A 16,483-nucleotide genomic window follows, 5' to 3' on the forward strand; every position below is an offset into this window, starting at 1 on the left:
CCCGACGCCCCGCGCTGCGTTCATTCCGTCTTAGGACAATGGATGCAGAGGGTCTAGGGCGCTAGACCTTCAGCAAGGACCGCGCGGCATCTTTGGCGGCATCGGTCACCGTGTCCCCCGACACCATGCGGGCGATTTCGTTGATGCGGGCGGCCTCGTCGAGCGGGATGACGGTGGAGAATGTCTGCTCGTCGCGCACCTGTTTTTCGACGCGCCAGTGATGCCCGCCCAATGCGGCGACTTGCGGTGAGTGGGTGACAACCAGCACTTGCGCGCCGTCGGCCAGCGATTTCAGACGGCGGCCCACGGCGTCGGCGGTGGCGCCGCCGACCCCTCGGTCAATCTCGTCAAAGATCATGGTGACGCCTTCGGCAGTGCCGGACAGGCAGACCTTGAGGGCCAGCAGGAAGCGCGACAGCTCGCCACCGGATGCAATTTTGTTAAGCGGGCCGGAGGGTGCGCCGGGGTTAGTGGCGACGGTGAAGGACACATCGTCTTGGCCTTCCGGCCCTGCGGCCTCGGGGGTGACGTCGGTTTTGAATACCGCGCGCTCCATCTTAAGCGGCGCAAGTTCCGTCCCCATCGCCTTGTCCAGCTTGGCGGCGGCGGATTGGCGGGCTTTGGTGACTCGGTCGGCTTCTTCCTGATAGGTCGCGGTCGCATCATCAAGCGCTTTGCGCAGGTCGGCCAGTTCCACCTCGCCCCCGTCGAGCGCGGCAAGTCGAATGCGCAGACCTTCGGCAAACTCTGCCAGATCATCCGCCAAAACGTCATGTTTGCGGGCAAGGCCACGCAGGGCGAAGAGTTGCTCCTCGACCTCCTCCAACTCCATCGGGTCGAATTGCAAGCGGTCCAGCACAGCTTCGACCACTTGCTGGGCGTCGCTAAGCTCATTGACTGTGCGTTCCAACGCGGACAGCGCGCCGTCCAATTGCCCTTCCGCCTGATCGGCAACACCGTCGAGCCAGCGGGCGGCGTCGTTGACCAGACCCTCCGCCCCGTTCAGGCCAAGCCCTTGCAATGCCTTGGCAATATCATCGCGGATACGCTCGCCCGCCTGCATCTGACGGCGCTTCACGTCCAGTTCGGCCTCTTGGCCGGGCTGCGGGTCAATGGCGTCCAGCTCGGCCACTGCGTGGCGCAGGAATTCTTCCTCGGCGCGGATCTCGTCCAGCGCCTTCTGGGCGCGCTTCAATTCGCGTTTAGCGGCGGTGAGCGCCTGCCAGCGGGTGCCAAGTTTGGACAGGTCCAGCCCCGCAAAACTGTCGAGCATTTCGCGATGCGCTTTGGGGTTCAGGATGCCGCGGTCGTCGTGCTGGCCATGCAATTCGACCAGCGTTTCGGATAGACTGCGGAGCAATTCGCCGGAGGTGCGGCGGTCGTTAATGTAGGCCTGCTTGCGCCCGTCAGGGTAGTTGGTGCGGCGCAGGATCAATTCGCCGTCATGCTCGAACCCCGCGTCTTCCAACACGGCCCAAGCGGCATGGCCCGACGGCAAATCAAACTGCGCAGTCACTTCGCCCTTCTCGGCCCCTGCCCGCACCAGCTCCGCGCGACCGCGCCAGCCAAGGACGAACCCAAGCGAATCCAATAGGATAGACTTCCCCGCACCGGTCTCTCCGGTGAGCACGTTGAGACCGGGCTGAAACTCAAGTTCCAACCGGTCAATGATCAACATGTCGCGAATTTCAAGCGTGCGCAGCATCTACACCACCTGTGGCGCGGGGCTAACCCCGCCGCCCCTTACAACCACTTGCCGCGGATTACCTGACGATAGATGTCCTGCAACCAGCCTTTGCCCGCCGCCTCCGGCTCCAGACCACGCCCTTGGAGCAGGTTGTAGCTGTCCTGATAGAAGCCCGTGGACTGGAAGTTGTGGCCCAGAATAGCCCCAGCGGTTTGCGCTTCGTCGGTCAGGCCCAGCGACAGGTAGGATTCCACCAGACGGTGCAACGCTTCTGCGGTGTGGGTCGTTGTCTGAAATTCCTCGACCACCACGCGGAAGCGGTTGATGGCTGCAGGATAATGGCCGCGCTTGAGGTAATAGCGACCGATTTCCATTTCCTTGGATGCGAGGTGATCAAACGCGAGATCGAACTTCAATACGGAGGATTTGGCGTATTCGCTATCTGGATAGCGCTCGATCACCGTGCGCAGCGCTTGCAGGGCTTGGAACGTCAAACCTTGGTCGCGGCCCACTTGGTCGATTTGGTCGTAATAGCTGATTGCCAGCAAATACTGTGCATAAGGCGCATCTTCATCGGCGGGATAGAAATCAAGGAAGCGTTGCGCGGAGGCACGGGAGTTTTCGTAGTCGCGGTCCGCGTGGTACGAGAAGGCCTGCATGATTAACGCACGTTTAGCCCATTCGGAATAGGGATACAGACGCTCAACCTCGCCAAACAGGCGGACTGCTTCGTCGATATCACGACTCTCCAGTTCGAACTCTGCACGCTTGTAGATTTCTTCCGGTCCGAAGGTTTCCAGCGGCGCTTCTGCTTTCGAGCCCCAGAAGTTGGCCAAGAAACCATCGCCACCGCGATTTCCGCATGCGGACAGGCTTGCAATCAACGCAAGCGCCGTGACTGTTTTTAGGATAGACCTGCTGCGCCCTGTCATTGACCGCCAACCTCTTTGCTTGACCGTCCCGGTGTCCGGTTCACGGCCTCTTTGGGCTGGTCTAACACATCTCTTTGCAGGGCAAAACGCCTTTATGATGGTTTAGGCAACCAGTGCCAGATCGGCTTTGCGTACGCCAACACCGGGCAGACGCGCTGCTTGCTCTGGCGTGCAAGGCACAAAACGGTAAGACGACGGGTTGGCAAACAGCTTGCGCAGCAATTTATTGGTCATCGCGTGACCCGCTTTTACGCCCGTGTAGCGACCCAAAATCGGCGCACCAGCCAAGGCCAGATCACCCAACGCGTCCAGCATTTTATGGCGCACAGCCTCGTCCGAGTGGCGCAGGCCACCGGGGCTGAGAACGTCGTTGCCATCTACGACAACCGCGTTTTCGTAGGTGCCACCAAGGGCGAGGCCATTGTCATGCATCATGTCGATGTCGGCCTTGCGGCAGAACGTACGGCTGTCGGACAGCTCGCGCACGAATGTTCCGTTGCGCATATCAAGCGCCATGTGCTGGCGACCGATTGCAGCGTCAGTAAATTCAATGTGGAAGTCGATTTCGAGACCGCCCGCAGGGGTCAACATCGCCATGGCGCCGTTTTCCTCAACCATAACGGGGGATAGGACTTCGATCGCATAAAGACGCGCCGCTTGCTTGCGCGCGCCGACTTCGACGATGGCCCGAACGAAATCAGCGGAGCAGCCGTCCATGATTGGAACTTCAGGACCATCCAACTCGATCAATGCGTTGTGGATGCCACAGCCCGCGAGGGCGGCCATGATGTGTTCGACGGTGGAAACACCGATGCCGGCATCATTGGTCAACTCGCTGCACAGCGGCTTGGCCCCGACAGCGGAGTAGATCGCACGGATCATGTTGTCTGCATCGGTAACGTCGGTGCGCTTGAACCAGATGCCAAAGCGCGCGGCAGCAGGATGTACGTCCATATGCACCGGCTTGCCGGAGTGCAGGCCAACGCCTTCAAAGCTGATCGTCTGTGTCAATGTGGCTTGCACGCAAGGCCCCCGATAAAGCCGTCACTTGGCTTCGCTGTCTAAAGTCTACGCCATCGGGGCACTTTGCCCGTCTGGATTGACCATAAAATATGGGGTGGGAGCGCGTGTCACAACTCACTCTTTATGACCGTTTGCAACATAACTGTCACATTTCGCCGCAACGCAGCAAGTATGTTGAAAGCAAAGGATAAAAACGACCAAGGCCGGGCATCGCCCGGCCTTGTGACGTTGCGTTACAACGTTTTTCCTAGTTGGCTTGACGGCGCAGGAAGGCCGGAATCTCGATTTTTTCCTGCTCCGGGTCTGCCTCAGCTTGCTGCGGCTTCGAGGCCGGAGCTTGCGACATTGACGGTTGATGACGCTGCGGCGCGGCGTGGCTTTCGCCCTCTGCGGCGCCGGTCATCCGGCCGATCAATGAATTGATGCCAAAGCGTGGTCTCTCTGCTTGTGCCTCTTCGGCTTGGGGCTGCTGTTGTTGTGCAGGTTGCTCGTGGTTCGGGTTGCGACCAACGGCGGCGCGCAGACGCTGCATGGCTTCCGGTGTCGGTGTGCCGGGCTGTTGGCGCGACTGGAACACGGGTTGTGCTGGCTCTGCTTCGGCAACCGGCTGGAAAGCTGGCTGTGGTGCAGGCGTATAAACCGGCTGCGGCAAACCATCTTCGGAAACGGCCTCTTCTTCCTCTTCGGCGATGCCTTCGAACAAGGACGGCTCGGGGGCTGCGGTGGCGGTCTGCTCATATGCAGGCGTTGCGGCACTATGAGTTTCCGGCACCGGCTGCGGTGCGGGTTCCGCACGCTCAAGCGGCAATGGCTGCGCCAGCGATCGACGCGCAACTGGATGCGCCAGCAACTCTTCGGTTGCCTCAATTCCCGTGGCAACCACGGAGACGCGCATCTTGCCGTCCATAGTGGTGTCCAGCGTGGAGCCGACGATGATGTTCGCTTCCGGGTCCACTTCTTCACGGATACGGTTTGCGGCCTCGTCCAGCTCGAACAATGTCAGGTCGTGACCACCAGTGATGTTGATCAGCACGCCTTTGGCACCGCGGAGGGAGATTTCGTCCAGCAGCGGGTTGGCGATGGCTTTCTCGGCGGCTTGAACGGCGCGATCTTCGCCCTCGGCCTCGCCTGTGCCCATCATGGCTTTGCCCATCTCGTCCATCACGGCGCGAACGTCGGCGAAGTCGAGGTTTATCAGGCCCGGACGCACCATCAGATCGGTGACGCCTTTGACACCTTGATACAGCACGTCATCGGCCATGGAGAACGCCTCGGTGAAGGTCGTTTTCTCGTTGGCCAGACGGAACAAGTTCTGGTTGGGAATGATGATCAGCGTGTCGACAACTTTCTGAAGGGCTTCAACGCCTTCTTCAGCTTGCTTCATGCGCTTGCCGCCCTCGAACTGGAACGGCTTGGTGACGACGCCGACGGTCAGAACGCCAAGCTCGCGGGCTGCTTGTGCGATGATCGGCGCGGCGCCCGTACCTGTGCCACCGCCCATACCGGCAGTGATGAAGCACATGTGAGCGCCAGCAAGGTGGTCGACGATTTCTTCGATGGTCTCTTCGGCGGCGGCGGCACCGACCGAGGGGCGCGCACCTGCGCCCAGACCTTCAGTGACTTTCACACCCATCTGGATCTTTGCGGGGGCCTTGCCCTGCTGGAGCGCTTGCGCGTCGGTGTTGGCGACCACGAATTCGACACCATCAAGCTCTTTCTCGATCATGTTATTCACGGCGTTACCGCCTGCCCCGCCAACACCGAATACGGTGATGCGTGGTTTGAGATCTGCTTGTTCTGGCATCCGAAGATTAAGTGTCATGTGCTGGTCCGCCCGCTTAGAATAAAGGTGTATGTACTTTTCACGAATGAGCCGTTGCGGCTCTTATGGTTATGCCCCGTTTCGGCAAATCCTATCGACACTCTCACCAGAGGTCACGTGAAAAAGGCAATTTTGCCACAAAATATGGCATTTTTCGGTCCATTTTCGGCAGCATTTCGCTTAGTTGGCTATATCTCGCGGAAACCGAGACCGCAGACACAAGACAAAGCAAGAACACTCCATGCGCAAGCGATTTGCATGGAATCAGTCTCGATTTCTGGGGGCCAACTGCTCGGCCTGTCATGCCTCTTGCGGGCAATGATTGAAAACTAGCGCAATGCGCGGGATTTGTCACCCCTTGTTGTCAAACCTAGGCCCGCCCTGCCGCAATATTATGCAACACGTCCATCGCGTCATCGGCTCGGTTCTCGGGCACGAATAAGTGATCGTGATAGAAACCTGCGACCGGGTTTACGCCCATGTTCTTCGCCGCCAGCGCTGTAGATATGCGCGCCATGAAACCCACGGCCTCCAAAGAGGAGTGAACGTCGAGAGTGATCATACGGCTTGGAAACTCGTAGGGCAGCCCTAGGGTTTCCGCTTCTTCCCTTAACAAGATCAGGGTTACGCCTTCAGCTTCGCGAAAGACCATGCGCGGAACTAGCCCATCCGGGACAGCATCGACGGTCGCGAATACGAAGACGCCATCAACGAGCGCTGGCTTGAGTGTTTGGAGAAGTGCGTCGAGGTCAGTTTCACCTGCCATTTACCAGTTGTCCTTGAACCACTTCACCGCGCGTTTGAGAGAGCGTGCGGGGTACCCGTCGACCGGAATGTCGAAATCCCACCACTCGTCCTGCGGGTGCGCTGCGAAAAGGCACGTGCCGACGGCAGACGCGAAACCCGGACCGGTAACCGATTGCGGCAGGCCCTGCACCCGAAGTGGGCGGCCAAGGCGGACCTGCTGACCAAGGATGCGCGAGGCCAAACCGTCGAGACCCGGAAGCTGGGACGCGCCGCCGGTCAGCACGATGCGCTGGCTGGGCAGATGCTCGAACCCAGCGGCGTCGAGACGGACGCGGACCTCTTCGAGGATTTCTTCCATACGTGGACGCATCACCCCGATGACCTCAGCGCGGCTGACCGTGCGGCGGTCGTGCTCCCAATCGCCAGTATCCGAGCTGAGGTCGATCATATCGCGGTCATCCATGCCCGTGGCCTGCACACCGCCATAGAACGTCTTGATCCGTTCGGCGGTGGGCATGGGAACCTGCAAGCCTTGGGAGATGTCGGAGGTGACGTGATCACCGCCCATGCGCACGGTGTCCGCATAGATCATGTGTTTCTTGATGAAGATCGAAATGCCGGTGGAGCCGCCGCCAAGGTCGATACAGGCCGCGCCAAGCTCTTGCTCGTCCTCGACCAGCGAGGAAATACCCGCCGCATAGGACGACGACGCGATACCCGCCAATTCCAGATCGCAGCGCTTTATACAATAGAGCAGGTTTTCGATGGGTGCGCGGTCGACCGACAGCATGTGCATGTCGACGGACAGCGCGTTCCCCGCCTGCCCGCGCGGATCACCAAGGCCGGAGCGATGGTCGACGGCGAAATTCACCGGCTGCGCGTGGAGGATTTCGCGGTTTTCGCCATAGTCAGGGATATCGCAGGATGACAGGACGCGGGCCACGCAGTTGTCAGTGACCGCACCGTCATGCAGATCGACACTGCCCGCCAGCCCGTAGGACCGTGGCTTGGCCCCTGCAAAGCACGCGATCACGTGATCGACCCGAACGCCTGCCATTTTCTGCGCGGCCTGCACGGCGGTGCGAATGGCGCGCTCGGTTTCGTGCATGGCGTCGATTTCGCCAAAGCGTACCCCGCGCGACCGAGTGGTCGCCGCCCCGATGACGCGGAACGAGGACTGCCCCGCCATGGAACCAATGCCGTCGCTGTCACGAAAACTGTCAGGGCCGTCAAAGCGCAGAACCAGACAGGCGATTTTGGAGGAGCCCACATCCAGCACGGCGATCACGCCCCGCTGCATGGCAGCTTGACGTTTGTTTCTCATGGCGCGTTGAGATTGATACAGATCGGTCATGGGACGTTTGTCTCTCGTTATCAGTTGTTGTTCACTTTGATGCCCTGCATTTCGCGCATGGAGGCCAGCGCGTCAGAGGTCATGCGGAGTGTGGGACGGTCAGGGTTACGGATGTCGATATGGGTCACGTCGCGTTTCAGCAGGTCTTGCGCTTCGTTCAGGGCCAGCACGCGATCTAGCGCGGGCATGGGTTGCTCGGGCGGCAGCATGATGCGTTGCGCACGGTCGAGAACCAAATCCCAACGGCGCTCTGAAATGCGCACGATGCCGATCACACGGTCGCGGATCGGCGCAGCACGCTCCAGCAATGCCAGCGCTTCGGCGACGGTCGCGTTCGCGCCCTCGCCTGCAATCAAAGGCAGATCTGGACGCGCGGCGCGGCTTTGCAGCGCAGACACACGGTGACCACCAACATCGAGCAATTCCAACCCGTCGGGGCCGCGCCAGACAACCGCAGGCACGCGCTCTTCGACGTTAATCTGTAACAGGCCACCAGCCCGTACGCGTATTTCGACGCGCTTCACCGCATCAAGGCTTTCGACCTGTTTGCGCATGGCCTCAAGGTCCAGATCAAAGCTGGACAGCGGCAAGTCCACCGGCATCACCTCGCGGATAGCGCTATTGAGACCGGCCGATGCGCCGTCGATCGCCATAAGCTTGACCATGAATTCAGGACGTTCCTCAACGGAGCGGCGAATTTCGGCGTATTTATCAGCAATCGCCTGCTGGCGATCAGAGTCGGAAAAATAGACCCCGAGGGAGGCAATGACCAAAAAACTGGGCATTCCAACGCGCACAATCTTGCGAAAGGCGGGGGTCAACCACAGGCGTTCCATCCGGTAGGACCAGCGGCTTGGCGCGGGATCGCAGTTCGATTGTCTTTTGGAGAACGGGTTCAACGATCGCACGACGCGTCCTCCACCATCCATTTGCACAGCTCGGCCATGGACATTCCGGTTTTCAGCGCCTGTTCGGGCGTCAGCGACGTTGGCGTCATGCCCGGTTGGGTGTTGGTTTCCAGCAGGATCAGACCGGCGGCCCCTTTGCTTTCGTCCCAACGGAAATCGGTGCGGCTGACACCGCGACAGCCCAAGACATCATGGGCGCGCAAGGCGTAGTCCATGCAAAGGGCGGTGATCTCTTCAGGGATGTCGGCAGGGACCACATGGCGCGAGCCGCCTTCGGCGTATTTCGCTTCGTAGTCGTACCAACCGTCGGTCAGGATATCGGTCACAATCAAGGCGCGGTCACCGACCACTGAGGTTGTCAGCTCGCGACCGGGTGCGAAAGCCTCGACCATCACGGTGTCGGGCATATCATCGGAGAGTTTCGGCGGGCTGTTGGCCCCTTCTTGGACCAGATAGACACCAACGGAGGAGCCTTCGTTATAGGGCTTCACCACGTAAGGCGCGGGCAAAACATGGGCGGACATCACGTCGGCCTTGGAGGCCAGTACGCTATAGACGACAGGCAAGCCCGCATCGCGGTAAATCTGCTTGGTGCGCTCTTTGTCCATGGCGGTGGCCGAGGCCAGCACGCCGGAATGGGTGTAGGGAATGCGCATCCATTCGAGCAGGCCCTGCACGCAGCCATCCTCGCCCCAGCGACCGTGGAGCGCGTTGAAGACAACGTCAGGCTGGAGGTCAGACAAGCGCACAGCCAGATCCGGACCCGCGTCCAGTTCCGTCACTTCATAGCCCGCCTCGCGCAACGCGGTGGCGCAATCGCGCCCAGATGACAGCGAAACCTCCCGCTCTGCCGAGGGGCCGCCCATCAGTACCACCACTTTGCGAATTGTCCTGCTCGACATATCCGCCTCAAATGCCCCTTTTTGGGGCTTATTTTGTGTATGGGGTCTTTGTGACCCCTATATTTGGTTAGTGCCTGCTCAGGTTAGCGTTTACCTACCCGAAGCACCTCCCATTGTAGCTCTATTCCACTGTGTTTGAGAACCCTTTTCCGCACCAGCTCGCCCAAATCTTCCAACTCTGCCGCCGTGGCGCCGCCTGTGTTGATCAGGAAGTTGGGATGCTTCTCGCTCATTTGCGCGCCGCCTAGGGTGTGGCCGCGCAGGCCCGCCTCGTCGATGACCTTCCACGCCTTCAGCTCGTGAGTGTCGTCGTCGCGGCCTGTGGATGAGAAACCGGCGGGGTTCCGGAAGGTGCTGCCAGCGGTGCGGTCCTTGGTGGGCTGCGTCGCGTCGCGCTTGGCAAGCTGGTCTGTCATGCGTTGGTGCAGCGTTTCGGGGTCGCCTTTCGGGGCCTCCAGCGTCACCTCGGTGATCACCATGCCGTCGGGCAGATCGGAGGAGCGGTAGGCGAAGTTTAGGTCGTCCGCCGTCAGGGTGACCGTTTCGCCGCTGCGCGTGATAGCCGTGGCTTCGACGAACACATCGGCGATGTAGGAGCCATAGCAACCCGCGTTCATCCGCACCGCGCCGCCGATGGCACCGGGGATGGTCCGCAGGAAGGTCAGGTCCAAACCTTGGTCTGCGGCTTTACGCGCCACATGCGCGTCGAGTGCTGCGGGGCCGCAGATCACGCGGGTGCCGTCGAAGGAGATACCGTTGAAGCCGCGGCCCATGCGGATCACCACAGCGTCGAGGCCACCATCGCGCACGATCAGGTTGGAGCCGACGCCCATGGGGAACACGGGAATGGCGGGGTCGAGGTCACGCAGGAACGCCGCCAGATCGTCGTGGTCTGCGGGCTGGAACAATGCCTTGGCGGGGCCGCCGACCCGCAGCCATGTGAGGTCCGCGAGGGGGCGATCCGGCGTCAAGGTGCCGCGAGGGGTTGGGAAAACTGTCATGGGAGTGGTGCTAAATGCGAGGGTGGATTTGGGCAAGGAGAAAGGCACATCTGTTCTCGCCGGCATCAGCCCGCGCGTCGGTTCGTCGACAGAAATTGGCTTGAGCGCGGGTTTCGTGTACTCTTCGAGCATTCTAGAACTGATTTTTCATTTAATTTGGAGAAGCCAATGCCTTCTTTCCATTCCAAAGGATACCCTTGGATCAAGTATTTTCTTGAACATCGCCTTCCAGCGATTGCTCGTACGAAACCCCGGGTCTTTAAAGCCTTTCAGAAGCATAGCAATCTAACCGAGAAGGATGCCGCAACCGTATTAAAGCCGAGAATGCTGCCGCGCGTTGTCCTAAGAGATATGCCCGGCAAATACGGAAACACTCCACTGGGCATGGCGCAGATTCAAATCGAAAAGACGTTTGCAAAAGAGCTCGAAGAAGCACTTTCGCACACACGTATGCCTAGCGGAGACTACCATGCCCCCACTGACTTGGAGGTGAACGGTCTTTTGCTGCTGGAAGCCACCATTTTGCACGAAATGGTGCACTACTTTAGATTGAAAACACTCGAGTCAGCCCGCATCAATGCCACGTCCGGTGCCAAGGGCTACGGGATTGAAGAGCGTCAAGCACGCAGATTTGAAAAGGACGCCTATGGTTATCTACCAGGGGTTCGAAACACCATGATGTCGCGGCATCTGCCGAAAACGTCAGTCTATATGGGTGAAGAAGAGGTGTAGTGACCACCAAAGGGTGGGTACCTTAGCTTTTTCTGAGACCAAAGAGTGTGGGGGGGCCACATCGCCCACTCTGCGGATTGCGATCCAAATTGCCCTACTCCGCAGGTTCGCCCACGGTTTTGCGCTTCATCCAGCGGCCCAGATAGCGGACGGGCCAGCGTAGGACAGAGACGCCTGCGGCGAGACAGATCAGGCCGATCCATGGGCCGTTCTCGAACGTCACCCACCCCAAGAGCGGCACGCCAATGGCGATCAAGATGTACGCCCTGCGCCAGAGATTGTCGTTCGACGGCAGCATTGCCAGCAAGTTTGCGGCAATCACCCATACAAATGCTGCGACCAAAGAAAGGCTCATACCAACCCTGCCAAATACCTGGAGAAACACGTCTCGACTCTGCCTAGAGTGGCCCAAGGAAATGATAGATAAAAGTCAGTCATTTCCCACCTTTTGCGGTCAAACGATCAGGAAGGCCATTGGCCCAAGCACTGATCGTCCCCGCTCCCAAAAGCACCACCATATCGCCTTCGCGGGCTTGTTCGCGGACGAGGCGCAGCAGGTCGTCTTCATCAATCACAGCGCGGGCGTGGCGGTGGCCGTGGCGCAAAAGACCTGCGACCAGATCGTCGCGGGAGGCGCCCTCGATAGGCTCCTCGCCCGCGGCGAAGATGTCGGCGATACCCACCACGTCGGCGTCGTTGAAGCAGGAGCAGAAGTCATCGAACAACGAGTGCAACCGCGAGTAGCGGTGCGGCTGGTGGATGGCGATGACGCGGCCCTCGGTGGCTTGCCGCGCGGCTTTGAGGACGGCGGCGATTTCGACGGGGTGGTGGCCGTAATCGTCGATGATGGTGACGCCACCCACCTCGCCCACCTTGGTGAAGCGGCGGTTGACGCCGCCGAAATTGGCGAGGGCGGTTTTGATTTCGTCAGCCTTCATGCCCAAGTGGCGGGCGACGGCCACGGCAGAAAGCGCATTGGAGACGTTGTGGTCACCAGGCATGGGCAAACTACAGCCTTCGATCACGATACCGTCGTTTTGCAACGCAATGTCGAAATGGGCGACGCCTGCTTTGTAAGTCAGGTTGACCGCGCGGACGTCGGCCTGTGCGTTGAAGCCGAAAGTGACGACACGGCGGTCGGTGATCTTGCCGACCAGCGTTTGCACCTCGGGGTGGTCGGTGCAGCACACGGCGAGGCCGTAGAACGGGATGTTGGAGACGAAATCGAGGAAGCCCTGACGGAGCGTGTCGAAGTCGCCCCAATGCTCCATATGTTCGGGATCGATATTGGTGACGATGCCGATGGTGGCGGGGAGGCGGTTGAAGGTGCCGTCGGACTCGTCGGCCTCGACCACCATCCACTCGCCCTGCCCCACGCGGGCGTTAGAGCCATAGGCGTGGATGATGCCGCCGTTGATCACCGTCGGGTCGATGCCGCCCGCGTCCAGCAGGGCCGCGACCATGGTGGTCGTGGTGGTCTTGCCGTGGGTGCCTGCGACGGCGATGTTCGATTTCAGGCGCATCAGTTCGGCCAGCATCTCGGCGCGGCGGACGACGGGCAGGCCTTGCAGGCGGGCCTCGTCGAGCTCGGCATTGCCGGGTTTGATGGCGGAGGAGATGACGACGACGTCGGCGTTCTCCAAGTTTTCGGCGCGTTGGCCCTCGAAGATCACAGCCCCCAGCTTCGCCAACCGGTCGGTGATTTTGGAGGTCTTGGCGTCGGAGCCTTGGACGGTATAGCCAAGGTTCAACAGCACCTCGGCGATGCCGGACATGCCGATGCCGCCGATGCCCACGAAGTGGATGGCGCCAAGTTCTAACGGGAGTTTTGTTGCTGCTGCGTTCATGGGCTCTTCTTTGCGAGAGATTCTACGATGTCTACCAGCCGTTTCGTAGCGTCAGGGCGCGAAACAGACAAGGCGGCAAGGACCATTTGCAGCGCGCCGTCGGGATTGCCGAGAATAGTTTCGACGTTTGCGGCCAATGTATCTGTGGTGAGCTGGCTTTCGGGGATCATAATCGCCGCACCTGCGTTTACCAACCCGCGCGCATTCGCAGTTTGATGATCGGCGGTTGCTGCGGCGAAGGGGATCAGGATGGACGGGCGGCCGATGACGGAAATGTCGGCAACCGAGGACGCGCCCGCACGGGAGATGACCAGCTGCGCCTCGGCGAAGCGGGCGGGGACGTCTTGGAAAAACGGCTGCACGTCAGCGTCGATACCGGCTTCGGCGTAGGTCTGCTGGGCGGTCACGGCGTCTTCATCTCGGGCTTGGTGGGCCACACGCAAGTTGGCCCTTAAACCCTCGGGCAAGGCGGCAATGGCGGTTGGGACGACCTTGGACAGGATACGCGCGCCTTGGGAACCGCCGATGACGACGACGCTCATTGGATAGTCACCGGGCGAAATATAGGGGGCCTCGGCGCGGTCCAGAACGGCTCCGCGCACAGGGTTTCCGGTGAAGATACCCTCGACGCCTTCGGGCAATTCGGTTGGCCACGTGCCGCAGGCCACCGTATCAACGCGTTTGGCAAAGACTTGATTGACGCGGCCAAGCACGCCGTTTTGCTCATGGATCGCGCGCGGCAACCGCATGAGGTAGGCCGCCGAGATTGCCGGGAAGCTGGGATAGCCGCCAAAGCCGACGACCACCGTGGGCCGGTCGCGGCGGAACCCCATCATAGCGGAGAGAACACCAGCGGCCAGCTTGAACGGGGCGGTGAGTTTTCCGGCGATGCCCCCACGCGCGAAGGTGGCCGATTTGACCTGCTCGATTTGGACAGAGTGGGGAAAGCCGCCCGTGTAGCGCGCGCCGCGTGCATCGGTGGACAGCTTCACGCGCCAGCCTTTTGCCAGCATCGCCTCGGCCAAGGCCTGAGCCGGGAACATATGCCCGCCCGTGCCGCCCGCAGCGATGACCAGAAGTGGCGCGTCAGACATTACTGCCCCCTGCGGCGCAGAAGGATGTCGCGCATTTCATCTTGCGGGCGCTGGCGCGTGAAGGCCAGAAGCATGCCAAGAGCGATGCCCCCTGCGATCAGCGACGAGCCGCCGTTGGAAACAAATGGCAGCGTCATGCCCTTGGCGGGCAGCAGACGCACGGCGACGCCCATGTTGATCACCGCCTGCATGGCGAACATGGCGACGAGGCCGGTGCCTGCGAGGCGGATAAACGGATCACGTTCCTTCATCAGGCGGTGCAGGCAGCGCACCGAGAAGATCGCATACAGCGCAATGATCGCCAGCACCATGACGAGGCCGTATTCCTCGGCGGCGACGGCGATGATGAAGTCGGTATGCGCATCCGGCAAGGACCATTTCACCGACCCCTCGCCCACACCCACACCGAAAAAACCGCCTTCACGGATGGCGTTGGTGGCGTAGCCCAGCTGGGTGGTCGGATCGACCTCGGCACTCAGGAAACCATCAATGCGGCGGGCGAAGTGTTCGGACAGCGAATAGGCGGTGACACCTGCGAAGGAGACCGCCCCCGCCATACCGATCAGCAGGATCATCGGCGCACCGGCCACGAAGTAGACAACGCCCCAGCCGAACAGCACCAAGCAGGCTTGGCCAAAATCGGGCTGCATCGCGAGAAAGCCCACGACGATCAGCGTCAGGATCAGCGAATAGAGCTTGCCGGGGGGGCCGTTGATTTCCTGACTGCCGGCGATTAGCCACGCGGAGGTGACGATGAATACTGGCTTGAGGAATTCCGACGGCTGGAACGAACCAAAGCCCAGCGAATACCAGCGCGTGGCACCCTTGCCGAAATCAGTACCGAATACCGGCAACAGCATCAGCGCGACCAGCGTGACCATGAAGAACAGCGTGGCGAGGCGGCGGACCATATGGGTCGACATCATCGACACCGCGATCATCACGCACATGGCCACGCAGCCGAAGAAGGCTTGACGGGTCACATAGTGGAACGGGTCGAGCCCGTTCTTTTCGGCCAAAGGCGGCGACGCCGCGAGGCCCAACAAAAGTCCGATGCCAAACAGCGCAAAAACGCAGGTCATCGACCAACGATCCAAAGTCCGCCACCATTTGGGTAAAATTGGCTCGCCCGGATGTACCAGAGCGGTGCCATACACCATCTCAGTCATGAGAATTACCGCCTTAACTGCCTCGATCGCCCGATTGTTCGGGTCTATGCGCAGACTCTAACGGGAAATTGCCGTGCAATCCAGCCTCTAGTTGGTGCTATGATCGGCATAAATCGGCTTGGAGGCTGCGAGATGAGCGAAGATGTGACGGTGAGATGCCAATGCGGTGGGTTTCAGGCGCGGCTGCGCGGGGCGGATGCGACGAATGGCAACCACGGGTTGTGCTATTGCACCGACTGTCAGGCCTTCGCACGCCACCTTGGGCAGTTTGGCGTGGCGACGGATGCCAAGGGCGGGACGGAGATTTACCAAACCCAGCCTGCGCGGGTGGAGATCTTGGCGGGCAAGGATCAGTTGGCGCTGCTGCAACTGAAGGAAAAGGGCCTGTATCGCTGGTACGCCAAATGCTGCAACACGCCGATTTGCAACATGGTGGGAAACCCGAAGATCAGCTTTGCGGGGTTTCTGGTTGCCAATATCGCCGAGCCGGAGGGTCTTGGCCCGATCCGGTTCCGCTACAAATCGGAGCAGGCGTTGGAGCCTGTGTCGGAGCCGTCCGGCAGCATGATCGGCTTCATCGCCCGCACCGTCCGCGCGATCGCGGCGGAGCGGATTTCAGGGCGCTGGAAGAAAACACCGTTCTTTGGCGAGGACGGTCAGGCGATTGTGAAGCCGTATGTGCTGAGTGAGGCGGAGCGGGAGAAGGCTTATGATGGGGTGAGATAGCCACATAAATAGCCTTCAAGCCTGCACAAAATAACATGCTAAGCTATTCAAAACCTTACCCGCGTGCGGGTTTTGTCAAATCAGATAGGGCCACACGCCGAGTTTCCACATTTTGAGAATAACTCGAGCTGTGCTACGACTTTTCTAGCATTTAGGGGAAATTACGATGAAAAGTCAGTTTAAAACGTGCCTTGTTGGAATCGTGCTTCTGGTTGTGAGTGCATGCGCTGAACCGGGAATTCCGACACTTGTGAAAGCCAGCACCAAACCATTGCCGGATGGAAAGATTACGATCGAGGGTGCCGACTACCGCCTTAAGCGCGCGATTGCCTTGAATGGATACAAAAAGGGAGAAGAAGTCTGGGCCATCGTCGTGACCGGCGAGACCTATTCCTGCACCACGGCCACTCAAGCAGGTTGCGAATTTACGTTGGAGAGAGCCAAGAAGAAGCAACGCGCTGAACGCGACATGGGGTATTGACGCATGACAAAAGTCAGCATGTTTTTGCGCTAATTCTGTAAGGCTAAGTCCGGCTTAG

The 16,483-nt window shown here is 60.1% G+C and carries 16 protein-coding genes; 3 read left to right on the forward strand and 13 right to left on the reverse strand.

Translation table 11 applies throughout. The features are described 5' to 3' along the window. Window positions 1-61: 61 nt before the first annotated feature. The 9 genes from recN to murB all read right to left on the reverse strand — a co-directional run bounded on the left by recN (window position 62) and on the right by murB (window position 10,376). On the reverse strand, window positions 62-1,705 hold the full coding sequence (gene recN, locus BCF46_RS05845) for a DNA repair protein RecN (RefSeq protein WP_121022691.1): 1,644 nt from the start codon (window positions 1,703-1,705) through the stop codon (window positions 62-64). A gap of 38 nt (window positions 1,706-1,743) precedes the next feature. Beyond that, on the reverse strand, window positions 1,744-2,619 hold the full coding sequence (locus tag BCF46_RS05850) for an outer membrane protein assembly factor BamD (protein WP_121022693.1): 876 nt from the start codon (window positions 2,617-2,619) through the stop codon (window positions 1,744-1,746). Window positions 2,620-2,721: 102 nt separating this feature from the next. Beyond that, complete coding sequence (gene lpxC, locus BCF46_RS05855; RefSeq protein WP_121022695.1) at window positions 2,722-3,642, reverse strand: UDP-3-O-acyl-N-acetylglucosamine deacetylase; 921 nt, start codon at window positions 3,640-3,642, stop codon at window positions 2,722-2,724. Window positions 3,643-3,889: 247 nt separating this feature from the next. Next, window positions 3,890-5,464: a cell division protein FtsZ gene (ftsZ, locus tag BCF46_RS05860; RefSeq protein WP_121022697.1), complete on the reverse strand. Its 1,575-nt coding sequence runs from the start codon at window positions 5,462-5,464 to the stop codon at window positions 3,890-3,892. Window positions 5,465-5,834: 370 nt separating this feature from the next. Beyond that, window positions 5,835-6,230 carry an ACT domain-containing protein gene (locus BCF46_RS05865; RefSeq protein WP_121022699.1) on the reverse strand — a complete coding sequence of 132 codons (396 nt, stop codon included), beginning with the start codon at window positions 6,228-6,230 and terminating at the stop codon, window positions 5,835-5,837. Beyond that, entirely contained in the window at window positions 6,231-7,565 is a 1,335-nt protein-coding gene (gene ftsA / locus BCF46_RS05870) for a cell division protein FtsA (protein WP_121022701.1), read from the reverse strand. It lies immediately after the preceding gene. A gap of 20 nt (window positions 7,566-7,585) precedes the next feature. Next, window positions 7,586-8,473, reverse strand: coding sequence for a cell division protein FtsQ/DivIB (locus tag BCF46_RS05875; RefSeq protein ID WP_245989872.1), 888 nt, complete (start codon window positions 8,471-8,473; stop codon window positions 7,586-7,588). Then, window positions 8,461-9,375: a D-alanine--D-alanine ligase gene (locus tag BCF46_RS05880; RefSeq protein WP_211332780.1), complete on the reverse strand. Its 915-nt coding sequence runs from the start codon at window positions 9,373-9,375 to the stop codon at window positions 8,461-8,463. Before BCF46_RS05880 ends, BCF46_RS05875 begins: the two co-directional genes overlap by 13 nt. An 83-nt stretch (window positions 9,376-9,458) precedes the next feature. Next, complete coding sequence (gene murB, locus BCF46_RS05885) at window positions 9,459-10,376, reverse strand: UDP-N-acetylmuramate dehydrogenase (RefSeq protein WP_121023269.1); 918 nt, start codon at window positions 10,374-10,376, stop codon at window positions 9,459-9,461. Window positions 10,377-10,544: 168 nt separating this feature from the next. Here murB and BCF46_RS05890 point away from each other — a divergent pair, with 168 nt between their 5' ends. Next, window positions 10,545-11,108, forward strand: coding sequence for a hypothetical protein (locus tag BCF46_RS05890; protein ID WP_121022705.1), 564 nt, complete (start codon window positions 10,545-10,547; stop codon window positions 11,106-11,108). A gap of 94 nt (window positions 11,109-11,202) precedes the next feature. On the opposite strand, the gene BCF46_RS05895 is transcribed toward BCF46_RS05890, so the two are convergent. The 4 genes from BCF46_RS05895 to BCF46_RS05910 form a co-directional block, all read right to left on the reverse strand. Then, entirely contained in the window at window positions 11,203-11,463 is a 261-nt protein-coding gene (locus BCF46_RS05895; RefSeq protein ID WP_121022707.1) for a DUF2484 family protein, read from the reverse strand. A 79-nt stretch (window positions 11,464-11,542) separates the two neighbouring features. Then, a complete protein-coding gene (murC, locus tag BCF46_RS05900; protein WP_121022710.1) occupies window positions 11,543-12,955 on the reverse strand; it encodes a UDP-N-acetylmuramate--L-alanine ligase in 1,413 nt (470 codons plus the stop codon). Next, window positions 12,952-14,049 (reverse strand): UDP-N-acetylglucosamine--N-acetylmuramyl-(pentapeptide) pyrophosphoryl-undecaprenol N-acetylglucosamine transferase, encoded by a 1,098-nt coding sequence (locus tag BCF46_RS05905; protein ID WP_121022712.1) that lies wholly within the window; start codon window positions 14,047-14,049, stop codon window positions 12,952-12,954. Before BCF46_RS05905 ends, murC begins: the two co-directional genes overlap by 4 nt. Then, the gene (locus BCF46_RS05910; RefSeq protein WP_121022714.1) at window positions 14,049-15,218 is read right to left on the reverse strand and encodes an FtsW/RodA/SpoVE family cell cycle protein; all 1,170 of its coding nucleotides are present in this window, start codon (window positions 15,216-15,218) and stop codon (window positions 14,049-14,051) included. Before BCF46_RS05910 ends, BCF46_RS05905 begins: the two co-directional genes overlap by 1 nt. Window positions 15,219-15,350: 132 nt before the next feature. On the opposite strand from BCF46_RS05910, the gene BCF46_RS05915 reads away from it, so the two are divergent. Then, window positions 15,351-15,944, forward strand: coding sequence for a DUF6151 family protein (locus BCF46_RS05915; RefSeq protein WP_121022716.1), 594 nt, complete (start codon window positions 15,351-15,353; stop codon window positions 15,942-15,944). A 166-nt stretch (window positions 15,945-16,110) separates the two neighbouring features. After that, window positions 16,111-16,425 carry a hypothetical protein gene (locus BCF46_RS05920; RefSeq protein WP_121022718.1) on the forward strand — a complete coding sequence of 105 codons (315 nt, stop codon included), beginning with the start codon at window positions 16,111-16,113 and terminating at the stop codon, window positions 16,423-16,425. The last annotated feature ends 58 nt before the right edge of the window (window positions 16,426-16,483 follow it).

The organism is Litoreibacter meonggei (assembly GCF_003663885.1).
Taxonomy (GTDB): Bacteria; Pseudomonadota; Alphaproteobacteria; order Rhodobacterales; family Rhodobacteraceae; genus Litoreibacter; species Litoreibacter meonggei.

What these genes read in the sequence shown, in the direction of transcription:
- recN (WP_121022691.1), bottom strand. Translation starts at nt 1,705, where the DNA reads ATGCTGCGCACGCTTGAAATTCGCGACATGTTGATCATTGACCGGTTG.
- BCF46_RS05850 (WP_121022693.1), bottom strand. Translation starts at nt 2,619, where the DNA reads ATGACAGGGCGCAGCAGGTCTATCCTAAAAACAGTCACGGCGCTTGCG.
- ftsZ (WP_121022697.1), bottom strand. Translation starts at nt 5,464, where the DNA reads ATGACACTTAATCTTCGGATGCCAGAACAAGCAGATCTCAAACCACGC.
- BCF46_RS05865 (WP_121022699.1), bottom strand. Translation starts at nt 6,230, where the DNA reads ATGGCAGGTGAAACTGACCTCGACGCACTTCTCCAAACACTCAAGCCA.
- ftsA (WP_121022701.1), bottom strand. Translation starts at nt 7,565, where the DNA reads ATGACCGATCTGTATCAATCTCAACGCGCCATGAGAAACAAACGTCAA.
- BCF46_RS05880 (WP_211332780.1), bottom strand. Translation starts at nt 9,375, where the DNA reads ATGTCGAGCAGGACAATTCGCAAAGTGGTGGTACTGATGGGCGGCCCC.
- murB (WP_121023269.1), bottom strand. Translation starts at nt 10,376, where the DNA reads ATGACAGTTTTCCCAACCCCTCGCGGCACCTTGACGCCGGATCGCCCC.
- BCF46_RS05890 (WP_121022705.1), top strand. Translation starts at nt 10,545, where the DNA reads ATGCCTTCTTTCCATTCCAAAGGATACCCTTGGATCAAGTATTTTCTT.
- BCF46_RS05895 (WP_121022707.1), bottom strand. Translation starts at nt 11,463, where the DNA reads ATGAGCCTTTCTTTGGTCGCAGCATTTGTATGGGTGATTGCCGCAAAC.
- murC (WP_121022710.1), bottom strand. Translation starts at nt 12,955, where the DNA reads ATGAACGCAGCAGCAACAAAACTCCCGTTAGAACTTGGCGCCATCCAC.
- BCF46_RS05905 (WP_121022712.1), bottom strand. Translation starts at nt 14,049, where the DNA reads ATGTCTGACGCGCCACTTCTGGTCATCGCTGCGGGCGGCACGGGCGGG.
- BCF46_RS05910 (WP_121022714.1), bottom strand. Translation starts at nt 15,218, where the DNA reads ATGACTGAGATGGTGTATGGCACCGCTCTGGTACATCCGGGCGAGCCA.
- BCF46_RS05915 (WP_121022716.1), top strand. Translation starts at nt 15,351, where the DNA reads ATGAGCGAAGATGTGACGGTGAGATGCCAATGCGGTGGGTTTCAGGCG.
- BCF46_RS05920 (WP_121022718.1), top strand. Translation starts at nt 16,111, where the DNA reads ATGAAAAGTCAGTTTAAAACGTGCCTTGTTGGAATCGTGCTTCTGGTT.